This is a genomic window from Algibacter pacificus (genome assembly GCF_008033385.1).
GTDB lineage: Bacteria > Bacteroidota > Bacteroidia > Flavobacteriales > Flavobacteriaceae > Algibacter > Algibacter pacificus.
The window spans coordinates 238189-262816 of sequence record NZ_VOGY01000003.1; the positions used below are offsets into that span (position 1 = coordinate 238189).

The 24628-nt window shown below is 34.7% G+C and carries 17 protein-coding genes; 9 read left to right on the forward strand and 8 right to left on the reverse strand.

All coding sequences use genetic code 11. From position 1 onward, the window contains the following. Positions 1–1293, reverse strand: coding sequence for an aminopeptidase P family protein (locus FQU21_RS06285; RefSeq protein WP_147677146.1), 1293 nt, complete (start codon positions 1291–1293; stop codon positions 1–3). Positions 1294–1749: 456 nt separating this feature from the next. Here FQU21_RS06285 and FQU21_RS06290 point away from each other — a divergent pair, with 456 nt between their 5' ends. From FQU21_RS06290 to FQU21_RS06310, 5 genes are all read left to right on the forward strand, one after another. Further along, on the forward strand, positions 1750–3366 hold the full coding sequence (locus FQU21_RS06290) for an aspartate:alanine exchanger family transporter (protein WP_147677147.1): 1617 nt from the start codon (positions 1750–1752) through the stop codon (positions 3364–3366). A gap of 137 nt (positions 3367–3503) precedes the next feature. After that, positions 3504–5366, forward strand: a complete 1863-nt coding sequence (locus tag FQU21_RS06295) for an SLC13 family permease (protein WP_147677148.1) — start codon at positions 3504–3506, stop codon at positions 5364–5366. 191 nt (positions 5367–5557) lie between these two features. After that, positions 5558–6229 (forward strand): succinate dehydrogenase cytochrome b subunit, encoded by a 672-nt coding sequence (locus FQU21_RS06300; protein ID WP_147677149.1) that lies wholly within the window; start codon positions 5558–5560, stop codon positions 6227–6229. Positions 6230–6241: 12 nt separating this feature from the next. After that, positions 6242–8254: a fumarate reductase/succinate dehydrogenase flavoprotein subunit gene (locus tag FQU21_RS06305; RefSeq protein ID WP_147677150.1), complete on the forward strand. Its 2013-nt coding sequence runs from the start codon at positions 6242–6244 to the stop codon at positions 8252–8254. Between the two features lie 12 nt (positions 8255–8266). Beyond that, entirely contained in the window at positions 8267–9007 is a 741-nt protein-coding gene (locus FQU21_RS06310; protein ID WP_147677151.1) for a succinate dehydrogenase/fumarate reductase iron-sulfur subunit, read from the forward strand. A 198-nt stretch (positions 9008–9205) separates the two neighbouring features. Here FQU21_RS06310 and FQU21_RS06315 read toward each other — a convergent pair whose 3' ends face one another. Beyond that, positions 9206–12628: a hypothetical protein gene (locus FQU21_RS06315; protein WP_147677152.1), complete on the reverse strand. Its 3423-nt coding sequence runs from the start codon at positions 12626–12628 to the stop codon at positions 9206–9208. Positions 12629–12842: 214 nt separating this feature from the next. Here FQU21_RS06315 and FQU21_RS06320 point away from each other — a divergent pair, with 214 nt between their 5' ends. The 4 genes from FQU21_RS06320 to pbpC all read left to right on the forward strand — a co-directional run bounded on the left by FQU21_RS06320 (position 12843) and on the right by pbpC (position 17487). Further along, positions 12843–13604, forward strand: coding sequence for an exodeoxyribonuclease III (locus FQU21_RS06320; RefSeq protein ID WP_147677153.1), 762 nt, complete (start codon positions 12843–12845; stop codon positions 13602–13604). A gap of 31 nt (positions 13605–13635) precedes the next feature. After that, complete coding sequence (locus tag FQU21_RS06325) at positions 13636–14595, forward strand: OmpA family protein (RefSeq protein ID WP_147677154.1); 960 nt, start codon at positions 13636–13638, stop codon at positions 14593–14595. 172 nt (positions 14596–14767) lie between these two features. Continuing rightward, positions 14768–15079: an antibiotic biosynthesis monooxygenase family protein gene (locus FQU21_RS06330; protein WP_147677155.1), complete on the forward strand. Its 312-nt coding sequence runs from the start codon at positions 14768–14770 to the stop codon at positions 15077–15079. Between the two features lie 56 nt (positions 15080–15135). Further along, on the forward strand, positions 15136–17487 hold the full coding sequence (gene pbpC, locus FQU21_RS06335; protein WP_147677156.1) for a penicillin-binding protein 1C: 2352 nt from the start codon (positions 15136–15138) through the stop codon (positions 17485–17487). Between the two features lie 160 nt (positions 17488–17647). Here the strand turns inward: pbpC and FQU21_RS06340 are convergent, their stop codons facing one another. From FQU21_RS06340 to FQU21_RS06365, 6 genes are all read right to left on the reverse strand, one after another. Then, positions 17648–19894 carry a TonB-dependent receptor gene (locus FQU21_RS06340; RefSeq protein WP_147677157.1) on the reverse strand — a complete coding sequence of 749 codons (2247 nt, stop codon included), beginning with the start codon at positions 19892–19894 and terminating at the stop codon, positions 17648–17650. 328 nt (positions 19895–20222) lie between these two features. Further along, the gene (locus FQU21_RS06345) at positions 20223–21098 is read right to left on the reverse strand and encodes a 3-keto-alpha-glucoside-1,2-lyase-like domain-containing protein (protein ID WP_147677158.1); all 876 of its coding nucleotides are present in this window, start codon (positions 21096–21098) and stop codon (positions 20223–20225) included. A gap of 75 nt (positions 21099–21173) precedes the next feature. Continuing rightward, positions 21174–21311: a FeoB-associated Cys-rich membrane protein gene (locus tag FQU21_RS06350; protein WP_147677159.1), complete on the reverse strand. Its 138-nt coding sequence runs from the start codon at positions 21309–21311 to the stop codon at positions 21174–21176. 12 nt (positions 21312–21323) lie between these two features. Further along, positions 21324–23423 carry a ferrous iron transport protein B gene (feoB, locus tag FQU21_RS06355; RefSeq protein ID WP_147677160.1) on the reverse strand — a complete coding sequence of 700 codons (2100 nt, stop codon included), beginning with the start codon at positions 23421–23423 and terminating at the stop codon, positions 21324–21326. Then, on the reverse strand, positions 23416–23652 hold the full coding sequence (locus FQU21_RS06360) for a FeoA family protein (RefSeq protein ID WP_147677161.1): 237 nt from the start codon (positions 23650–23652) through the stop codon (positions 23416–23418). The genes feoB and FQU21_RS06360 overlap by 8 nt, the downstream gene beginning before the upstream one ends. Before the next feature lie 167 nt (positions 23653–23819). Next, positions 23820–24485, reverse strand: coding sequence for an SCO family protein (locus tag FQU21_RS06365; protein ID WP_147677162.1), 666 nt, complete (start codon positions 24483–24485; stop codon positions 23820–23822). Between the last annotated feature and the right edge of the window lie 143 nt (positions 24486–24628).

Here is a 24628-nt window from a genome sequence, read left to right on the forward strand (position 1 = left end):
TTACGAATTCATAATATCTTCAATCTCATCGGCTTCTAAAGGAATGTTTCGCATTAAATTAAAAGGTTCTCCTGTTTTTTGAATCACAACATCATCTTCTAATCGAATACCGAAACCTTCTTCTGGAATATAAATTCCTGGTTCTACGGTCCATACCATATTTTCTTGCATAGGTTCGGTTAAAATACCGTAATCATGAGTATCTAATCCCATGTGGTGGCTGGTGCCGTGCATAAAATATTTTTTATAAGCGGGCCATTCTGGATTTTCATTTTGAACATCGGCTTTGTCTAGAAGATTAAGATCAAGTAATTCACTCGTCATTATCTTTCCAACTTCAGCATGGTAGTCTGTCCAATCGGTTCCTGGGATAAGCATTTTAGTGGCTTCATTTTTCACACGAATTACAGCATTGTAAACTGCTTTTTGTCTGTCGGTAAAACGTCCAGAAACAGGGATAGTTCGTGTCATATCGCTCGAATAATTAGCATATTCTGCGCCTACGTCCATTAAAATTAAATCGCCTGCTTTGCATTGTTGGTTGTTTTCAATATAATGTAAAACATTGGCGTTATTTCCGGATGCTATAATTGGGGTGTAAGCGAATTTTTTAGAACGGTTTCTTAAAAATTCGTGCATAAATTCGGCTTCAATTTCGTATTCCCAAACGTCTGGTTTTACAAAATTTAAAACACGGCGAAATCCTTTTTCGGTAATATCGCAAGCTTGTTGAATTAAATCGATTTCTATGGAATCTTTTACGGAACGTAAGCGTTGTAAAATAGGAGCGCTTTTAGCAACACGATGTGCGGGGTATTTATTTTTTAACCATTTTGAAAAACGATCTTCACGAGTTTCTGTTTCTACATTAGCGCGGTAATGTTCGTTAGTGTTTAGGTAAACGGTATCACATTGTGTCATAATTTCAAACATCACTTTTTCCATGTCTTGCAGCCAGTATACTGTTTTTATGCCACTGGTTTCAAAGGCTTTTTCTTTGGTTAGCTTTTCGCCTTCCCAAATAGCAATGTGTTCGTTGGTTTCTTTTAAAAAAAGAATTTCACGATGTTTTTCTTTCGGACAATCGGGGAAAATAACTAATATACTTTCTTCTTGATCTACACCACTCAGGTAAAAAATATCACGATGCTGCTCGAATGGCATGGTGCTATCGGCGCTAATTGGGTAAATATCATTAGAATTAAAAACAGCTAAACTTTTAGGAGCCATGTTTTTGGCGAAGTTTTTTCTGTTTTTTATAAATAGAGCGGGATTTATTTGTTCGTATTTCATATTTGAAAGTGTTATTTAAGTTACAAATTTAATACTTTATTTAGGGAATACTTATAATACAGTAATCGGATCTTTTGTTTTTAACATTTTATTAGTTTTTTAGAAAACGACTTCGTAAAGAGGTGTTGAGAATAGAAAAACCATTACTTTTAAAAGTTTAATTAAAGAAGGTTTCCATAAGGGTAAAATATTTTATTTATGTTTTATAGGAAAAAATATGGTTATCAATCAATTAGAGAAAAGGGTTTGAAAATTTGTTTTTAATAAAACATAAATTTACTACAACGTATTCGTTCAATATCCATAGGGGTTAACAGAGGGTTGGTTTTGGCTATGCTAAGTTTTGTTGGTGTTTTAAGTGATAATTGTCATGAAATTGAATATAGGAAACTTATACTTTTGTTCATCTAAATAAAACTTAGATTTTAATAAAATCTGAAGAAAATACTATGTCATATGGAACTTATTTTAGAATTACTCACTAAAGATTACTTTGTGTTATTTCTAGTTATTGGTTTGGGAATTGCTCTTGGAAACGTTCAAATAAAGGGGATAAGTTTTGATACTTCAGCAGTAATTTTTGTAGCTATCTTTTTTGGTTATTTGTATAATTTGTATGGTGTAAATTTTAGTATTCCGTCTATTATACAAAGTGTGGGGTTAGTATTGTTTATATATACTATTGGCATGCAAGCTGGGCCGTCGTTTTTTAGTTCGTTTAAAGAGCAAGGTGCTAAATTAATTATTCTTGCAGGGATTGCGGTAATTACTGGTGGTATAACGGCGGTATCTATAGCTTATATTTATGATGTTGATATGAATATGATGAGTGGTTTGTTAACAGGGGCGTTAACATCAACTCCGGGTTTGGCAGCTTCTATTGAGGCTTCTCAGTCTACCATGGCGTCTATAGGTTACGGAATTGCTTATCCTTTTGGGGTTTTGGGTGTTATTTTATTTGTAAAATTAGGGCCAGCTTTGTTTCGAGTAAATATTAAACATGAAGAAAATAAATATGAAGAGGAGTCGCATTCTAATACGCCTTTAATTATAAATAGAAATTTGATTATTTCTAATGAAAATGTAAATGGGAAAACCATTAAAGAGTTAAGGATTCGTTTTATGACACAGGCTAATATTTCACGTATAATGAAACCTAATCAATTGCCTATTTCTCCTACTAAGGATACGGTTTTAGAAACAGGAGATCTTATAAAAGCTGTTGGTACTGTAAATGCCTTGGAGAGAATTGAATTATTATTAGGAAAGGTTACTGATACAGAAATTCCTAGAAGTGGTACCTATGATGTAAAATGGTATGTGGTGAGTAATGATACGGTAGTAAATAAAACCATTAGAGAATTAAATCTTTTAGAAAACTATTCGGCTACTATTACTCGCATTAGAAGATCGGGTATTGATTTGGTGCCACATCCAACAACGCGTATAAAATATGGTGATAAAATTTTAGTATCTTCATCTAAAGGGAATGTTTCTGCGGTAACTCAACTCTTTGGCGATAGCCTTAAAAGAATTGGGCAAACTAGTTTTTTACCGGTAGCCTTTGGGATAGTTATTGGTGTTCTTGTTGGGGTTGTTGCTATTCCGTTAGGGGGTATACATATTAAATTAGGGCTTACAGGTGGGGTGCTTTTAGCTTCAATATTTTTAAGTTGGAAAGGGAAAATGGGGCGTATTATTTGGAATCTGCCTGGCCCTGCTAATCAAATATTGCGTCAGTTTGGGCTTTTGTTATTTTTAACACCTGTGGGGTTAAGTGCTGGACAACATTTAGTTTTAGCTATTCAGGAACATGGTGCTATTTTGTTTGTATATGGAGCACTTATCACTTTGATGCCTATGATTGCTACGGTTCTTACTGGGCGATTTTTGTTAAAAATTAACTTTTTGTCAATTTTAGGGGCGTTAACAGGAGGAATGACCTCAACTCCCGGGTTAAGTGCAACGGACTCTATGACCGAATCTGAGGCGCCACAAATAGCTTATGCTGCGGTATATCCTTTTTCATTAGTACTTATAATAATTGTTGCTGAAATTATGGCTATTTTGTAATCAACTTAAAAAAATTACTCTATACTAATTTGTTTTAAAATAATAGATAGCAGGGCAAGTAATAAGAAAAATGTGAGCAATATCATGGTTTCTATTTTTTGTTCAGTTTAAATTTGCCGAGACCAAACCAAGAAATTATGACGATTACATTTATCATTTTAGCAATTACAATTATTTTGTTTGTATCGGGAAAAATAAGACCGGATATTGTAGCAGTTACCAGTATGATGGCCTTGAGTATGACGGGGGTTTTAACTGTAAATGAAACATTTTCAGGGTTTAGTAATACCAGTATTATTTTAATTGCGGGTTTGTTTATAGTTGGTGAAGCCATGAGTAGAACCGGATTAACTTCTTGGCTTGGGAATAAAATTATTACCCTATCAAAAAGTAACTCTAATAGATTATTGGTTTTAGTTATTATTGGTTCGGCTATTTTGTCTGCTTTTATGAGTAATACCGGTACAGTGGCTTCTTTAATGCCTGTTGTAATTGCAGCATCTTGGCGGTTAAAAATGCCAGCATCAAAAATGCTAATTCCATTGTCTTTTGCTGCTGCTACTGGTGGTTTGCTAACTTTAACAGGGACACCTACCAATATTATTGCCAACCAAGCTATGGTAGATGCAGGAATTCCAGAGTTTGGTTTTTTTGAATTTGCTTATATAGGCGTGCCTTTGTTGGTGTTAACTGTAATTTATATGCGATATTTTGGCACAAAATTACTGCCAAGTAATAAATCGAGACGGGTAGAGGATATTGATGAATCTATACAAAGTATCGAAGAATCATACCAATTATTTGATGCGTTTTGGCGAGTAAGAATAAGACCAAATTCTTCAGCAGTTGGAAAAACAATGAAGGAATTGAAGCTAGGATCTTTAATGGGAGTTACGGTTATTAAAATGATTTCTAAGGAAGATGTTACAACGTCTTTTCTGAAAAAAGTAGGTTTTAAAAAAAGTGATTTAGACGAGTTTCCAGATTTAAATCGCGCCATGAATGTTGGCGATGAGCTTATTGTGAATTGTAGTGAAAATAGAATTCATAGATTTATTGAGAAATATAATGTAGCTGCTACTAAGTTAGATAATATAGATGGTGAATTCATGAAAGAGAATGTGCTATCTGATGAAATTGGAATATGCGAATTAATTGTAGCTCCAAAATCAAGTTATAAAGGAAGACATATTAATACTGGCCGATTTGGAAAACATTACAATCTGCAAGTTATTGCTGTAAGTCGGTATAATAAACGAATTAGGGGGAGAGAATTCGATTTACAAGAAGGTGATGCTATTTTAGTTAGAGCTAAGTGGGAGGATATTAAGGAAATTCAAGAGCAAAGTAGAGATTTCTTAATTATTGGTTCGCCTGAAGAGCTTTCTAAGGAAATTGGAAAAATAACAAGAAAGGCTGTAATCTCTATTTTGGCCATGGTGTTTATGGTTTGTATGTTTATTTGGGGGCCGTTTTCGTCGGCTATTACTGTCATGCTTACCGCGTTTATCATGATTTTAGGGGGTTGTATTAATATGAATCAATCTTATAGAGCTATTAACTGGAATGTTATTATCATTATGGCGGGGATGATTCCTATGGGAGTAGCGCTTCAAAAAACAGGAGGAGCAAAATTTATTGCAGATTCTATGATTGCCTTAATAGGACAAAAGCACCCAACTTATTTTTTAGCAGGAATTTTCTTGATAACCTCGTTTTTAAGTCAGGTGATGAGTAATACGGCAACAGCAATTTTAATGGCACCCATTGTTTTGGCGGCATCCTTGGAATTAGGGTATTCGCCTTATCCTTTTATGATGATATTAGCAGTGAGTGCATCCACGGCGTTTTTAACACCTTTTGGTACACCCACAAATACAATGGTTATGAATGCGGGAGGGTATAAATTTACAGATTATATGAAAAGTGGCGCTGTTTTATTGTTAATATTTTTTATTGTGAGTATTGTTATGGTGCCAATGATTTGGCCTTATAAATAAGTAAAAACTATATAAAAAAACGATTTGGTTTGCAGGATTATTTTAGGTAAAATGCCTGAGAATAATTGAATAAATTATAAAAATAATGGCTTTGTTAAAACGATTCTAAATAACTAAAAAAAAAGCGTTTTGTTTCAAAAAAGAATATCTAAATAGTACATTTGTTAACAACAATTTTAACTTAATAAATAATGAGCGGATTTTTCAAATCTTCAGTAGGAAGGAAGGTTGCTATGGCACTTTCAGCATTCTTCCTCATGTTTTTCTTAATTATACATTTAGCGGTAAATATTACTTCTTTATTCAGTGAAAACCTTTTTAACGAGATGTCTCATTTTATGGGAACCAATCCGTTAATTCAATTTGCTTTGCAGCCCGTTTTAATTTTTGGTGTTGTATTTCACTTTGTTATGGGGTTTGTATTAGAATTGAAAAACAAAAAAGCAAATGGAGTTGCTTATGTTAGAAATAATGGAGCAGCTAATTCTACCTGGATGAGTAGAAACATGATTTATAGTGGCCTTGCTATTTTAGCATTTATTGCATTACACTTTATCGATTTCTGGATTCCAGAATTAAACACTAAATATGTCGTTGGAGATATGTCTGGAATGCATGATGGTAACTTTAGATATTATCATGAACTCGTTGAAAAGTTCCATAACCCTGCAAGAGTGGTTGCTTATGTGGTTGCTTTTGTCCTTTTAGGATTGCACTTAGCACATGGCTTTACTTCAGCGTTCCAATCTATGGGTATTACTGCTGGACGTAAAAAAACACTTCAAAGTATTGGGAAGGCTTATTCTATTATCATTCCATTAGGATTTGTTATTGTAGCAGTTTTTCATTTTTTCAACCATTAATCTGATTATAGTATGGCTTTAGATTCAAAAGTACCAAAAGGTCCAATTAAAGATAAATGGACAGATTATAAAAATAATATTAACCTTGTAAACCCAGCGAACAAACGTAATATCGATATTATTGTTGTTGGAACTGGTTTAGCAGGTGGTTCGGCAGCCGCAACGTTGGCCGAATTAGGATATAACGTAAAAGCATTTGCTTATCAAGATTCTCCGCGTCGTGCTCACTCTATTGCAGCACAAGGGGGGATTAATGCAGCGAAAAACTATCAAGGTGATGGGGATTCTAATTATAGATTATTTTACGATACTGTAAAGGGTGGCGATTATCGTTCGCGTGAAGCTAACGTATATCGTTTAGCTGAGGTGTCTGGTAACATTATCGATCAATGTGTAGCACAAGGGGTTCCTTTTGCACGTGATTATGGTGGGTTACTAGATAACCGTTCTTTCGGTGGTGTATTAGTATCGAGAACATTTTATGCTAAAGGACAAACCGGACAGCAATTGTTATTAGGAGCTTACTCGGCAATGAACCGCCAAATTGCTCGTGGTAAAATTCAAATGTATAACCGTCATGAAATGCTAGATGTTGTAAAAATTGATGGCAAAGCAAGAGGGATTATAGCCCGCGATTTAATTACTGGAGAATTAGAACGACATTCTGCACATGCTGTTGTTATTGCAACTGGAGGTTACGGAAATGTATATTTCTTATCTACCAATGCCATGGGGTCTAATGCTACTGCTGCATGGAAGATTCATAAAAAAGGCGCGTATTTTGCAAATCCTTGTTTTACACAAATTCACCCAACATGTATTCCGCGTTCTGGAGATTATCAATCTAAATTAACATTGATGTCTGAGTCTTTACGTAACGATGGTCGTATTTGGGTACCAGCAAAAATAGAAGATGCTAAAGCCATTCAGCAAGGTAAATTAAAACCTACCGATTTAGCTGAAGAAGATAGAGATTATTACTTAGAGCGTCGTTATCCTGCATTTGGTAACTTGGTGCCTCGAGATGTGGCATCTAGAGCTGCAAAAGAACGTTGTGATGCTGGTTACGGTGTAAATGCAACTGGTGAGGCGGTGTATTTAGATTTTGCATCGGCTATACAACGTTATGGAACAGAGCAAGCTAAAATTCATAATATAAAAAATCCTTCGGAAGCTAAAATATACGAATTAGGTCAAGCTGTAGTTGAAGCGAAATACGGAAACTTATTTCAAATGTATGAGAAAATCGTTGACGAGAATCCATACAAAACACCAATGATGATTTACCCTGCAACGCATTATACTATGGGTGGTATTTGGGTAGATTATAACTTAATGACTACCGTAGAAGGTTTATACTGTATTGGTGAAGCAAACTTCTCAGATCACGGTGCAAACAGGCTTGGTGCTTCTGCATTAATGCAAGGTTTAGCCGATGGATATTTCGTGTTGCCTTATACTATTGGAGATTATTTGTCTCATGATATTAGAACAGGTAAAATACCAACAGATACTAAGGAGTTTGACGAGGTAGAAAAAGAAGTTAAAGATAGAATAGATTTCTTTATTAATAATAAAGGAACAAAATCTGTAGATCATTTCCACAAACGTCTTGGTAAAGTGATGTGGGATAAAGTAGGAATGTCTAGAAATGCAAAAGACTTAACCGCTGCTATGGCTGAGATTAAAGCGATTCGTGAAGAATTCTGGAAGGATGTTAAAGTACCTGGATCTGCAAACGAAATGAATGTAGAATTAGAAAAAGCGGGTAGAGTAGCAGACTTTTTAGAACTTGGAGAGTTGTTTGCAAAAGATGCTTTAGTTAGAGAAGAATCTTGCGGTGGACACTTTAGAGAAGAATCGGCAGAGTTAGATGGACCTCAAAAAGGAGAAGCAAAACGTAACGATAAGGATTTTGCTTTTGTATCGGCTTGGGAATATAAAGGAGAGCCTGCTGATGCTGTTTTACATAAAGAACAATTAGAATTTAAAGATATTGAACTTAAACAACGTTCATACAAATAATAAAAAGACATTATGAATTTAACACTTAAAATTTGGAGACAAAAAGACTCGAAAGCAAAGGGTCAAATGGTAGATTACAAAGTGACTGATATTTCAGAACATATGTCTTTTTTAGAAATGATGGATGTTTTGAATGAGCAATTAGTGAATACAGGAGAAGAGCCTGTAGCCTTCGATCACGATTGTCGTGAAGGTATTTGCGGCATGTGCTCTTTATACATTAACGGTGAAGCTCACGGACCGGATAGAGGTATTACTACCTGCCAGTTACATATGCGTATGTTTAAAGATGGTGATACTATTACCATAGAGCCATGGAGAGCAGCAGCATTTCCGGTAATAAAAGATTTAATTGTAGATAGAATGGCTTTCGAGCGTATTCAACAAGCTGGTGGGTTTATTTCGGTAAATACATCTGGAAATACACAGGATGCCAATTCATTGCCTATTTCTAAAATTGCTGCCGATGAAGCTATGGATGCCGCAACATGTATTGGGTGTGGTGCTTGTGTAGCTACTTGTAAAAACTCTTCTGCTATGTTATTTGTTGGTGCCAAAGTATCACAATATGCTTTATTACCTCAAGGTCAAGTTGAAGCGCCAGAACGCGTTAAAAACATGGTCGCTCAAATGGATTTAGAAGGTTTTGGAAACTGTACAAATACAGGGGCTTGCGAAGTGGAATGTCCTAAAGGAATAACATTAGAGAATATTGCAAGAATGAATAGAGAGCTTATGAAAGCTAATATTTAATTGCAGAAAAATATATTTATTTTAAAATCGTCTAAAATTTAATTTTAGACGATTTTTTTGTTGTCATTTTTTAATAAAGATTGGTGTTTTAATGCGGAGTGATACTATTTTATTACGATAAATAGTAATGTTTAACTCTATTTTGAAATTACTCTAAAGAATTGTCAGTTTGAGCTTGTTGAAGAGGCTTTTAAATTACTAAAAATAAGCTTTTAGTTGAAAAGAACCCGTATGAATAGTTTTACTCGTTTCCGATTTTCTACCAAAATAACTAAAGTTTAAATCTAAGAAATTCGTTAGTTTTTTCTGCGCAAGCAGTGTCCAAGTAAAGTTTTTTCCAGGTTGTAAACCTTCAAGCATTTGGTACGCTACCGGCGTATTTGTAGAACCGTTAAACGTATTAGATAAAAAATTAAACTCGCCATTTAAAGCCCCTTTATCTTTATTGTTTAATGTAAACGAGGCGCCGTATTTTTGCTGATGTAAAGCTTCAAAATTGCCTATGGTGTTTGTTTTATCTTCATATTGATAAAAGATATCGAAGCTAGAATTATCATTGAATAAATAGGATAATTTTGGGTTGAATCGGGTTTCTTCAAAATTGTAATTTCTACTAGAATAATTCTCACTCTCACTTTCATTGTTTTCAAAAGTAGAAAGCATATTTATGAGCCAATTTCCCGATATTTTATGGTTGAAATTAAATTGATGACTTGTAATGTGACCCTCAATATAACCAATAGATAAAACACTTCGCGTAGTATTATCTAAAAAAGTGTACGATGTGGTGTAATGCTGTTTGCCGCGATTAAAGAACAGCACATTTCTAAAATTAAGTTGTAAACCTAATTGATCATCTGGATTTTTTTTAAAAGGATTTAAATTGAATTTATTTCCCTCGCGCTTCGTTTTTCTATCAATTAAATACGCGGTTTGATTATAGAAATTCGACCAGAATTTTTCAGTTTTATTTTCAGAAACCGTCCATTTTGAAGGGTTAATAATTAAGGTTTGACTTAAACGATTTTGGTGCGTTTTAATATAAACTTGATTTGGCAATAATACCCGAACATATTTTCCTTGATCTTGAAATTGTGCTACTTCAAACTCATTAAGCTCCTGTATACCATTATTATTATAATCCACCCAAGTGTATGTGCCCTGGCCTGATTCTACTTCCACGTAAGTGAAATCTTGTTGAGGTAAAGTGCCCGAATTGGTTTCAAAAATAGTGTTCCAAAGGATGAGGTTTTTAAATAATTTTTGATTGAATTGTAACCGAGAATTCAATGATTGTTCGTCTTCAATACCAATATCTTCATTTTTTAAAGTACGATAATTAGCAAATAACGATAATGTGGTTTTTTTATTTTGAACCAATTTCGAATCTAAATAAAAAGTGTTCGAGGTATTTACTTTTTGCAATGCGTTATTTCTAATACTATCATTTACACGATTTTTGTAACCTATTTGGGCAAAAACTTGTGTGCTATCTCCTATTCCAAAAAATACCTCGTATGATTTATGTCTCTGGCTTAAATCGGTTAATTGTTGCGTGGCTATGTCAGTTTGTTGGTTGTCTTCAAGGGCTAATTTGGCACCCACCCAACTCGATTTTAAACTATAAGATATTTTGTTGTACGACCGTAAAAAAGTAGAAGTATCATTATTAGAATCTGTATTTAAAAAACTAGAAGTCGAAGACAATCTAAGTTTATTAAAAACCAATTCGGCATAGGCTACGTGGCGATTTCCATTAAATCCTTCGGAAAAATTTAAATGTTCAAATTGATAATTAAACTGTCCTTTTTCCGGATGAAATACACTAAAACCTGAGTTTACTAAGACTTGGTCTCCTAAATTTCCGCCAATACCATAGAGATTGGTTAAGTCTAAATTCCAATCCCGATTAAATTCGGGGTTGTAAAGCCCTTCAATATTTCTAAAATTTGAACTAACATAATCCGAATCGAATAGGGCGTTTAAATTCCAAAGGCTATCCGTTTTTATCAGTTGCTGTTCAATATGTAGTTTTCCTGCAAAGCCATCATTATTGTCGTCGTCTGCATTAGAAAATAAATTCAAATCGTTTTTACTGCCAGCCAATTCAAAATTAATATTTGTTTTTTCCGAAGGGGTATAAGCACCATTTACAACTGCTAATTGTAATTTAGTGGGCGCTATTAACTGAGTTATTGGTGCGTAATTACCCTTTAAAACACCAGCATATTCGTAAATATTATTAATGGCATTGCTGCTGCTTAATATATAATCGCCCAAATTGTCCCCAACCTGAGAGAATGTTACCCGGTACAACTCATCGGCTTCATTATTAGAAAACACAAAAACTTCAGCGCCATCAATAAGCTCTTTTTTATATAAAATTCGGTTCTCGTTTAAAGTTTCTTGTACGCTCGATGGCGCTACCATTAACGATTGATCATCTCCTGCATCGGCTAAAATTTGCACTTGTTCTTCCGATAAGTTTTGCTGTAAGGGTTGATTTTTTGCATCATTTTCAGAATACACCGAAACTCCAATTTTTAATTTTTCACTTTCAAATCTGCCACCGCCATAAGCAACAAAACGCGAATAATTTCTATCACTAAATTGATAATCTACGGTAATTCGCATTTCGGAAGTCATAGGGAATGTAGAGTTAAAAATAATTTCACCAGCATTATAATCAATAATATAATCTTGATCTTCTCCACGTTTTATGGCTGTGCCATTCACATATACAGTTTCACTCCCAGAAACAATAAGTACGAATAATTCGCCATTGGACCCTTGTAATTTATACGGCCCTTGGTTACCTTCTTGGGCGGTAAATTGACTGGTTGTAAACTGACCTCGAACAAGTGCACCGGCAGCAAATACATTGGTTTTAGCACTGTCATCGCCCAGTTTCAAATTAAAATTTAAACCTTGCACGCGTTTAGAAAAACTCGAAAAATAAGAATCGGTATTTGTTAAATCAATATCACCCGCTCTAATATTCCAATCGTTGGTGAATAATTCTATAAAAACTTGATCGAATTCGTCCAAACGTTGGCTATAACCACTTTCCTGTAACGGAATATTCGCATCTTGGATGGAGGCTCGTAAAGAGACTTTATTATTTAATTTTCCTGTAATTTGAAGATCTAATTCGCTGTTTAAAACCGAATTTTGATTGTTCCCAATAGTGACACCACGCGAAATGCTTCCCGAAGTGGTTAAACCATCAAAAGGAATTGTTTCTTTTTCTGTATTTGGTTGCGATAATTGGTATAATCTATTCAGGTTATCGCTGTTTTTTACAATAATATGTTCATCTAACTGTCGGTAGGTTTTCGTTAAAAAATCTGGAAATTTTAAATAACTGATAATAATAGAGTCCGTGTCTATCGGTTTTTTAAAAGTGAGTAAGGCTTTTGGGAAATCTACGCTGTAAAAACTAGAATCTATACCTGTGCTATCTGTTTGTCTTATCGAGAAAAAACTAGAATTAATACTCACACTATCAATTTGTATAGTTTGCTTTAGGGCAACTTTTTTAGTTTTATATAATGAAGTTTGCTCTTGCGAAAACATGCAAAAACCTGTTAAAACCATCATTATGCTTATGTAAAACTTCATTCAGACACTTAAACTCCTAAAACTTTAAAATATTTTGTTGATAGCTTCGTAAAAACTCTTGCCGTAAACATAGTGTAAAAGTAGCGTATTATTTATTTTTGTTGAAATTAGATTTGTTGGCTAACAAATCCGTTCTACTGCCAATCTTAATCTTTTGAAAATAAGAACATAATAAAAACTATTTCCAATAATTTAGATTGGGTAAATAAGAAGCATGAAAATAATATCATATAACGTAAACGGCATCCGTGCGGCATTAAAGAAAGATTTTATAGGTTGGTTAAAAAGTGCAAATCCAGATGTGATTTGTTTGCAAGAAACCAAGGCGATGAAAGAGCAATTGGATTTAGAGGTTTTTGAGGACGCTGGATACATTTATAACTATTGGTATAGCGCGCAAAAAAAAGGCTATAGTGGGGTTGCTATTTTAAGCAAAATAAAGCCAAATCATGTTGAGTTTGGCACAGGAATTGAGTCCATGGACTTCGAAGGTCGAAATATTAGAGCAGATTTCGATGGCGTTTCTGTAATGAGCTTATATTTACCTTCGGGAACAAATAGTGCTCGATTGAATCATAAATTTGAATACATGGATCTGTTTCAAGACTATATAAACAATTTAAAAAAAGACATCCCGAATCTTGTAATTTGTGGCGATTATAATATTTGTCACGAAGAAATAGATATCCATAACCCTAAAATGAAAGGTGTTTCTGGTTTTTTACCCGAAGAACGTGAGTGGTTGGGGAATTTTATTGATAGTGGTTTTATAGATTCTTTTCGCTATTTGCACCCAGAAAAACAAACCTTTAGTTGGTGGAGTTACCGTGCTAATTCGCGTGCCAATAATAAAGGTTGGCGTTTAGATTATGCCTTAGTTTCGCAACCGCTACAAGAAAACATAAAAAGAGCCGTTATACTTACCGAAGCCGTACATAGCGATCATTGCCCCATTTTAGTAGAAATAGAACATTAGTTAAAGAACAAAAATTAGAATTTTATAAAAAATGATTAAAAAAACCGCACTCACGTTATTAACACTGGTAGTTTTAACCAGCTGTGTATCTCCTAAAGTTTACAAAGAATTAGAAGCGAAGTACGCCGAACTAAAAAAGGAAAATAGAAAGGTTACCGATGCAAACGATATACTTTTACAGCAAAAAACAATAGCCGAAAATGAGTTAAAACAACTTAAATCGGCTTATGATGAGGCTGTTGCGCAGCGCGATCAATTACAATCGGATTATGATTCTACAAAATCGAATTACGATAATTTAAAGAATTCGTATGATGCTTTAGAGAAAAATAGCTCGGCTTCTATAGCTGCTAATTCTCAAAAAAACAGAGAATTATTAGCGCAATTGGAAGCGAAAGAACAAGCGTTATCTGCAGAGAATGCGCGTTTAGAAAAACTGAAATCGGAACTAGAAGAGCGTTCTAATCGTGTTGCGGAATTAGAAAGTGTCATCGCTGCTAAAGATGCTGCCATGACCACTTTAAAAGACGCTATTTCTAAAGCGTTAACTGATTTTGAAGGGAAAGGTTTAACGGTAGAACAACGTGATGGAAAGGTATATGTGTCTATGGAAAACAAACTGTTATTTAGCTCGGGTAGTTGGGCTGTTGGTTCGGAAGGTCGACGTGCTGTAAAGCAATTAGGCGCAGTACTTGGTGATAATCCAGATATTGCAGTTTTAATTGAAGGACACACAGATAACGTGCCTTATAAAGGAAACGGTGTTTTAACAAGTAACTGGGATTTATCTACAAAACGTGCCACATCTATCGTGAATATTTTACGTGAAAATGCTGATATAAATGCTGAAAACTTAACCGCTGCGGGTCGTGGTGAATATGCTCCTGTAGCCTCAAACGAAACGGCAGAAGGCAGAGCAAAAAACCGTCGAATTGAGGTGATTTTAACACCAAAATTAGATGAGCTTTCAAAACTTTTAAACGAGAATTAATAGCCATTTAGGTTGTTAGCCTTAAAAAAATGCCTTTAGTAAATTTATCTTTGCTAAAGGCATTTTTTTGTTTTGGAAACAAAAGTTATGTTATAAGTATTATTAGAACTATTTTTAATCGGATTAGAAAACAAATTCTTTTTCTTGTGTGAAACGAATAAAACTATAAATTATGAAGGATTTTAAACCTTATTATGCTGTAATTTTTACTTCAACCTTAAGTGAAAATGTGGAAGGTTATTCGGAAATGGCTTGCAAAATGGAAGATTTGGCCAAACAACAACAAGGTTTTATTGGAATAGAGAGCGCAAGAGAGGTTGTTGGTATTACAGTAAGCTATTGGGAAAATTTGGACGCCATAAAAAACTGGAAACAGCAAAGTGAACATTTACAGGCTCAGCATAAAGGCACGGCAGATTGGTATAGTTGGTACCATGTAAGAATTTGTAAAGTAGAGCGGGAATATGATTTTTTAAAGCGTTAAAGGTCATTAAATTGATAAGATCATTTCTTAAAATCACCTATTGTAATACCTATTAAGTGGCAAGACTAGTCAATTATATAAAGCGAAATAAAATTAAAACGGTTATAATTTCAGTCGTGATTATAGCTTATTACTTTTGTCTGCCCAACCCCCTCTTTAAAGATCCAACCGCAACGGTAATTACAAGTTCCAACAACACATTATTGGGAGCTCAAATTGCAAAAGATGGGCAATGGCGGTTTCCGTATAATGATTCTGTTCCCAATAAATTTAAAACTTGTATCGTTCAATTCGAAGACGAATATTTCTATAAACATCCGGGTTTTAATCCCGTTTCTATTTTTAAGGCTTTAAAAGCGAATTTAAAAAACGGCGGTATAAAACGTGGTGGAAGTACCATTACTCAACAGGTTATTCGTTTAGCACGGCAGGGGCAAAAGCGAACGTATTTCGAGAAAATTATTGAAATTATTCTGGCAACGCGATTAGAATTAGCGGCTTCTAAACATAAAATTCTAACTTATTACGCCAGTCATGCGCCTTTTGGAGGAAATGTTGTGGGGCTCGATGCGGCATCTTGGCGTTATTTTAATCGAAACCCTAATGCGCTTTCTTGGGCAGAAAGTGCCACTTTAGCGGTATTACCCAACGCGCCAAGTTTAATTTATCCGGGGAAAAATCAAGAGCAATTATTAAAAAAACGGAATAGATTACTAAAAAAACTCTTAGAAAATAGAACTATAGATACCTTAACGTATCAATTATCTATTGCAGAAGGATTACCACAAAAACCGTATCCATTACCACAAACGGCACCACATTTATTACAAAAAGTGGCACAGGAACAGTTCGGAAAACATGTGCAAACTACTGTAGATGTTAAGTTACAAAATCGTGTAAATTATATTGTAAACACACATTATAATAAGCTAAGTCAAAATGAAATTTATAATGCGGCAGTTTTGGTTTTAGATGTAAAAACACGCCAAGTTTTGGCTTATGTTGGGAATACGCCAACCGATAAAGCCCACCAAAAAGATGTTGATATTATCGATAAACCACGAAGTACAGGGAGTGTTTTAAAACCATTTTTGTATGCGGCTATGTTGGATGCCGGCGATTTACTTCCCAATACTTTAGTGGCCGATGTGCCCACACAATACGGTAGTTATAACCCTGAAAATTATAATAAAACTTACGATGGCGCTGTGTTTGCAAGTCGCGCATTATCCAGATCGCTAAATGTGCCCGCCGTTAGAATGTTGCAAGAATTTGGCCTGGATCGGTTTTATCAATATTTGAAGTTTTTAAAATTGAAAGATTTAAAATATAATGCCAATCATTACGGTTTGTCGCTTATTTTGGGCGGTGCCGAAAGTAATCTGTGGGATTTATGTAAAAGTTATGCCGGTCTGTCTTCAACCTTAAATCATTTTTCTGAAAATTCAAGCACCTATTTTTCAAATGAATTTTGTGAGCCTACTTTTTTAGCTTCGGATAAGATTGAATTTGGAAAGAAAACAGCCGATAAAACCTTGTTTGATGCGGCTTCTATTTATTTAACTTTCGAAAGTTTAAAAGAGGTAAATCGTCCTGAAAGTGATGAGAGTTGGGAGTTTTTTGACGGCTCTAAACAAATAGCTTGGAAAACGGGGACGAGTTTTGGTTTTCGTGACGCTTGGGCTATTGGGGCCACTAAAGATTATGTGGTTGGTGTTTGGGTTGGTAATGCCGACGGCGAAGGGCGCCCAGGTTTGGTGGGTGTGCAAACTGCTGCCCCTATTATGTTCGATGTTTTTGATGCCTTGCCCAATAGTCCTTGGTTTTTAAAACCTTTTGATGAAATGCAAGCGGTTACAATTTGTAAGCAAAGTGGCCACCGGGCGTCGCCAAATTGTGATGATGTAGAGGAAAAATACATTCAACTCGCGGGTTTAAAAACGAAGCCTTGTCCGTATCATCTGTTAATTCATTTGGATAAAAATGAAACTGTTCAAGTGAATTCCTCTTGTGAGGATTTAGCGAATATCAGGCATGAATCTTGGTTTGTATTGCCGCCTTTAATGGCCTTTTATTATAAAACTAAAAATCCGTTTTACAAACCGTTACCAAAATTTAGAGCAGGTTGTTTGATGCAAAATAATGTGTCTATTGAGTTTATTTATCCGAAGGAAAACAACAGTATTTTTCTTCCTAAAAGTTTTGATGGAAAAACAAACGAATTAATTCTGAAAATTGCCCACTCTAAACCTGAAACTACCGTGTTTTGGTATATTGATGAAACCTATGTTGGAAGCACAAAAGATATTCACGAAATGGCAGTGCTCCCCAAAATTGGGAAGCACATAATTACCGTGGTTGATGAATTAGGAAATGAAATTAAACGGCGATTTGAAATTTCGAATTAATTGTTTTTGGATTCAAATGAATTTTAAGAGATGTGATTATGATTTCTTTTAGCCACGAATTACACCTATTAACACGAATACACTCTTTTAGGATTGTTTTGCATAAAATTTCACGAATCAGACTTTTTCAGTCAGGCACATAAATCTATGCACTTTAAGTTTATTTAATAGAATATCGTAAGCCTAAAAATGCGCGAATGCCTTGGTTTGGTGCATAAACATAAGAAGGATCGAAGGTTAATCCATATGGGTTGTTTTCTGTAACTTGAGCATTTCCTTCGTTGTCAAAGCTTACATTTTCATCAAAAGGATCATTTGCTCGTGCTATAATAAATGGGTTACCTTTATTCGGTGTCCAATTTAAAAGGTTTTTAACGCCTCCGTAAATTTCTAAATTATTGATACCATCATAAGTAAATTGTATGTTTTGAATGCTCCAAGTTGGAGAGTATTCGCTTCTTGGATCCAAATCGCTTAATAATGGTAATCGCATAGGACCGTAAATATTTCCGGTGTAATCTATCGATAGGTTGTATTTGTAAATTTTGTAGGTTGCTGCCCAAGTTCCTGTAAAGCGTTCGGTAAGTATTTGACGTTGTTTTATATCATTTTCGGTTTGTGATACATCTTGAAGTGTCCCGCCAATAAGTAGTTTAACACCACTGGCTATCATAGCGTCTAAGTTTAAACTTAGTCCTTTTGTTACAGCAGTTCCATCGAGATTGTCGTATATAATTTGACTTGGATTGGTGTCGTAATCTGGGGTAATTAAGTTTGAAAAATGGGTGTACCATGCCGAGGCATCGAGACCTAAAATAACACCCGATTTGGTGTAGATTTTTTTAAGATAATTCACGTTTACGTTAAAAGAACGTTCTGGTTTTAAGGCTTCTGTAATTATAACATCTCGAGCACCGGTAAGCGCTGCATGTTCTTCGGTAAAAATATTAACCACACGGAAACCTGTTCCGGCATTTATTCTAAAAATATCATCGGAAGTGGGCTTAAATTTGTATGCTATTCTGGGTGTGAAAATATTACCGTGTCTTTTATCATAATCGTAACGAGCTCCTAAAAGTAGGGTTTGTTTTGGGCTTAGTGTTATTTCGTCTTGCGCAAAAAGGGATGGAATTACAACCTCGTCAGCCGTTGTTGTTGCTGGAGTATTATCGTTATAATAATTATATCGAGCGGCTGCTCCAAAAAGTAAATCGTGATTGTTAAGAGGTTTATCCCAAGTGAATTGCCCGAAACCTATTTTTTGTTGGGCTAAATATTTGGTGTCCCCATACACTGAATTTTGGTCGTGATCGGTATATGAAAATTGAAATAATACTTTTTCTTTAATGGGGAGTTGGTATTTCCCTATAAACTCCCCGCGCTTTGTATATATGCTTTCTCCGTAAATGTCATCACCGCCTCTAAAAGAAGAATCCCATTGCATTTCTCCACCCCAACGGTCTTCATAAAACACCCGACCAACTAAAGAAAAAATCCTGTTTTCTTTTCTTTTGAAATTCCATTTCTGAAAAATGGAGATTCTATTTTGAAGTGTTAAATCGGTAAAATTATCACCGTTATTATCAATGGGATTATTATAATTAAAATAATTTACACCAAAAAGCAGATTGGCTTTGTCTCCAACTTTGGTGTTAAAACCTAAATCTAGATTGAGTTCTCCCCAGCCTGTAGCGTAACTATCAACAAATAATCGCGGGGCATGTTCTGGTAATTTAGTAATGATATTGATAAGTCCGCCAACAGCTTCACTTCCGTAAAGTGATGAAGCGGGGCCTTTAACAATTTCAATTTGTTCAATTAAAGAATTCGGTATTCCGGATAAACCATAAACGGTGGATAAACCACTTACAATGGGCATACCGTCTATTAATACTAGTGTGTATGGACCTTCTAAACCGTTAATATGTATGTCTCCAGTGTTGCAAACATTACAATTAATTTGTGGGCGGACGCCGTTTACATTCTGTAAAGCTTCAAAAATATTTGGAGTGGGATTCTTTTTTAAAAATTCGGTGGAATATACCTCAACCGGTACAGGGCTTTCTAGGCGTGACACTGCTTTTAATGTTCCAGTAACCACAACTTCATCTAGTATTTCAGATTCTGGTAAATCGAAATTAAGAGCGATGTCTTTTGATGACACGGTTACTGTTTTCTTTTGTGTTTTATATCCCGTAAAAGAAGCCATAACGGTATAAGTTCCAGGGGTTACGTTTTTAATGCTAAAGGTACCATCGTCAAGAGAAACGGCTCCTTTTTGTGTCCCTTTTAAGTAAATATTGACATAAGGTAGTGCGTCGCCATCCGTGGTTGTTTTTCCTGTTATGCTTTGTGCGTTTACGTATAAACTCAGCACGCTTAATATTCCAGTTATTAGTGTTCTCATTATTTATTTTTTCAACAAATATAAAACTATTTTTAGATAAGGCTAAAAATAGTTTTAAAATATTTTTGTATCATTAAAATTGCACGCATTATTGCGTAACAGAGCTAAGTATGAGCTGTTTCTTATTTAAAAAATAAAGTGTGTAGTATGTGTTTTAAGGGATTCGGAATGGCGATGAACTGGGGTTTAGTAGAGAAAACCCATAAAAAAGCAGAATGAATTGAGTGCGCTAATTAGCATTCAATTCATTCTGAAAAGGGCTCAATTTCAAACGGTATTAATATTGAAATTAGAGGTATTGATAAAATATAATGATCTAAAACTTAACTTAAGATTGAAGTTTAATTTGTTTTCTAATGCGTTTAGGGAATTTTTTAATAGGCGTTAAGGTGAGTGCTTTATAATAGCATTCGGCAGCTTCCGATTGGATTTGGATTTGTCCTTTGTTTAAAATGTCACCTTTATCATTTTTTGCGTTTTCAACAACCATAACCACATGGCCATTAACTACATGTACGGCATTATTTCCTAATACATAAATTTCTAAAAGATTCCATTCGCCATGAGGCGCGTCGTGTTCCGATCCGGCATTAATATAGGTATTGGCTTCAAAATAGGCATCGGAATTTGGGTTGTATTTTTTAGATTCACCTCTAACTACTGAAGTTGGTTTTCCTCGTTTAGGCTGCGCTGTTCCGCCGCCTAAAGGAATAAAATCTCCTAAATCGGTTTCTTGTACTTGATATTCTAGTGATGTTTTCCATGTTTTCCAGAAGGCACCGTGCTCACCGTAGCAGTGGTATAGGATGCCGCTATCGCGTTTGTCTTCTAACCTTGGTTCCCATTTTTTATCACCCCATTTAAACAGTGTGCTTAGGTGATAATTTTCGTAATCTTTTTTTGTGCTGATACAGCCTAGAATTTCACCACTAATATTTAAGATAATTTCACCGTTTTCATTAGTAACTGTAAACACGTCTTTAATGTCATTGTTTAGTCCTAATGCGGTTCCTTTGTGTACGTTATCGGACTGGTATGTGCCTGCTGGTAAATTGGTAACGGTTTCGTGTGGAACACCTAGCCATTTTTCAAACTGGCTTAAATCTTCATCCAGTAAATAAATGGTTTTTGATTTTTTTTGAGCTGTTACTATTAAACTTGTTAAAATTAAAAATAGGGAAAGGTACTTGAATTTTGAATGCATGGAATGGCTTATTTAGTTTATCCAAATATAGAGATATTCCTAAAAAATAAGCGCTGTTTTTTGTGTGAATGTGTTTTAATGGCAACCGCAGCCATCATCGCCACCACATGCCTTTTTAGATTTGGGTTTTTTCCCGAAATATTTTTTTAACAAAAATAATACGGCAAAACCCATGGTTGTAAATACGAGTATATTTTGAATAATGGTATTCATTTTTTTTGTTTTTTATTTCAATAATTGAAACGCTATTAACGCCGTAATATATGCAATTGCCGTCATAATTACTAGTTGATACACTGGCCATTTCCAGCTGTTTGTTTCTCGTTTTACGATAGCTAAAGTACTCATACATTGCATAGCGAATGCATAAAATAAAAGTAGTGAAATCCCTGATGCTAAAGTGAAAAGAGGTCCGCCTAAAACAGGGTTTGTTTCTTTCGCCATTCTATTTTTAATAGTGTCTTCATCATCATTTCCAACACTGTAGATGGTTGCTAGTGTGCCAACAAAAACTTCACGAGCAGCAAAACTACTTACAATGGCGATACCAATTTTCCAATCGTAACCTAAAGGTCTAATAGCCGGTTCAATGGCGTGTCCAGCAATACCAATAAAAGAATGTTTAAGTTTATGCGATGCTATTTTTTGTTGTAAAGCTTCATCGGATAAATTATTAGAAACATTTGCTTTTGTAACAATATCTTCAGCTTTATTAAAATTATCTCCCGGTCCATAAGACGCCAAAAACCAAAGTATAATGGAGATGGCTAAAATAATTTTACCAGCACCAAATACAAAAGATTTAGTTTTTTCGATTACGGTTAAGGCTACATTTTTAAAAAGTGGCAGCTTGTAATTGGGCATTTCTACCACAAAAAAGGACTTACTCTTTATTTTAAGAATTTTATTTAAAATATATGCTGAAACTACTGCAGACACAAAACCAAGTAAATACAATAGCATTAAAGTTAGCGCTTGATAGCTTAAACCTAAAAAACGACCTTCGGGAATGACTAACGAGATGATAATTAGATACACGGGTAATCGTGCCGAACATGTTGTAAACGGTGTCACTAAAATAGTAATTAAGCGTTCTTTCCAGCTTTCTATATTTCTAGTAGCCATAATAGCTGGAATGGCACAAGCTGTTCCAGAAATTAGGGGTACAACGCTTTTTCCGCTAAGGCCAAAGCGTTTCATAATATTATCCATTAAAAATACTACACGACTCATATAACCACTTTCTTCGAGCACAGAAATAAAGAGGAATAAAAAAGCGATTTGAGGAATAAAAATAACAATCCCGCCAAGCCCAGCAATGATACCTTCAGCTAATAAATTAGTAAAAGCCCCAGATGGCAAGGTGTTTTTTACCCATTCGCTTAAGGCAGCAAAAGTTTCGTCTATAAAATCCATGGGCACGCTGGACCAATCGTAAATAGCTTGAAAAATAAGTAGTAAAATGAAAAAGAAAATAAGATAACCCCAAACTTTATGGGTTAGAACTTTATCCAATTTGGCACGCAAATCTTTGGCTTGCGTAACGTCTATAGTTTTTCCTTTTTTAAGAACATTATTTATAAACTGGTAGCGTTTTATGGTTTCGCGTTGCTGTAATCGTTTTAAATCGCCACTAGTTTTTGTTTTAAAACTGGCAATAGCGTCTATTTCTTTTCGGTCTGTTTTTCCAAAATTTACATCTTGGGTAATTACCAGCCAAAGTTTGTATATTAATTGGTTTGGAAATGCTTTTCTTAAAGCATCAAAATACGGTTTATCAATTTCCGATGGGTCTAAACAAGCTGATACAGAGAGATCTCTATAGTTAGCTATAAGTTCTTTTAAGCGATCGATACCATCGTTTTTACGCGTACTTATTAATGCTATTTTGGTTTGAAGTTGTTCTTCTAAGTAGTCAATATCCAAAGAAATACCTTTGTATTTCATTCTGTCGGACATGTTGATGGCTAAAATAGTGGGGATTTCTAAATCTTTAATTTGAGTAAAAATTAAAAGATTTCGCTTTAAATTTTCAACATCGCTAACCACAACGGCAACATCGGGGTAATCTTTATCGTTTTTATTTAAAAGCAATTCAATAACTACATTTTCATCTAGGGAAGAAGCATTTAAACTATAGGTTCCCGGTAAATCAATAATATGTGCCTTTACGCCTCGAGGTAATTTACAAACGCCTTCTTTTTTTTCTACCGTAATACCTGGGTAGTTTCCAACTTTTTGATTTAAACCGGTTAAGGCATTAAATACAGAGGTTTTACCGGTGTTTGGATTTCCAATTAAGGCAACGTTTATTTGCTTACTCATGTGTTATTTTTTCAATTAAAATATACGAGGCCGTTTCTTTTCTAATAGCCACATGCGAACCATTTATATTTAAATACATGGGATCTTGAAAAGGTGCAAGCTGAATGAGCTCCACAAAATTCCCTGGCAAACAGCCCATTTCTAATAATTTCAATGGAATGTTTTTCGACGAAACATCGGTGATAACAGCGCGTTCGCCACGTTTTAAATGTGCTATAGTGTGTTGCAAGCTTATTTAGATTGATTTTAAAGAAGCAAAAGTAATATAAATGTTTAGAAGTATAAAAGTTTATTGCGAAAATAGTTTGCCGTAGTCGTATGCTTTGTGGTAAGTTTAACATTTTCGCTTTTATTTCAGCATAAAAAATCGCGTCATATTAAGTTTTTTAGATTCCGTTACTCTTGTTTTAAAATGGCGATATCACTTAGCAACCTATCGATATCGTCTTCTTTGGTTCCATCATAAAATCCGCGAATTTGACGTTTTTTATCAATAAGCATAAAATTTTCGGTGTGTACCATATCAAAAGGCCCTCCGTATTCGGCGTCTTTTACTGCCAAATAGCTTTTTCTTGCCAAGTCGTAAATTTCTTTTTTATCACCTGTAACTAAATTCCATTTTTTATCATTCACTCCTTTTTTTATCGCATAGCTTTTTAGTTGGGCTACGGTATCAATTTCAGGCGTTACGGAATGGGACAATAGCATCACTTCATCGTCATTCATTATTTCTTTTTGAATTTTCACCATGTGGTCTGTCATAATCGGGCAAATGGTTTGGCAGGTGGTAAAAAAGAAATCGGCCACGTAAATTTTATTTTTATAATCCTCTTGGGTGATGGTTTTTCCGTTTTGATTCAATAATGCGAAATCGGCAATTTTATGATATTTTTTTTTGTATTGAAGAGTACTGTCAACCAATTCGGCACTTACCGAAGCGGGTTGGTAAATAGGTAAAGGCTGATAAACATTTAAAGTGTTATAAATTAAACTCACAATAATTACAGAAAGTACACCGAAAACAATGAAGAAAATCTTATATTCTTTAAAAATAGAACCCATTACTTATTAATTTATGCAAAAATACAAGATATTTTAGAATTGCTCCCCGCCATGATACCCTAAATTCCTGTTAAAACCTTTGGCTTTATTTAATTGTCTTTTTAAAGTTGGTTTAAAAGCTTACTTTTGTGCGATTCTAAAAA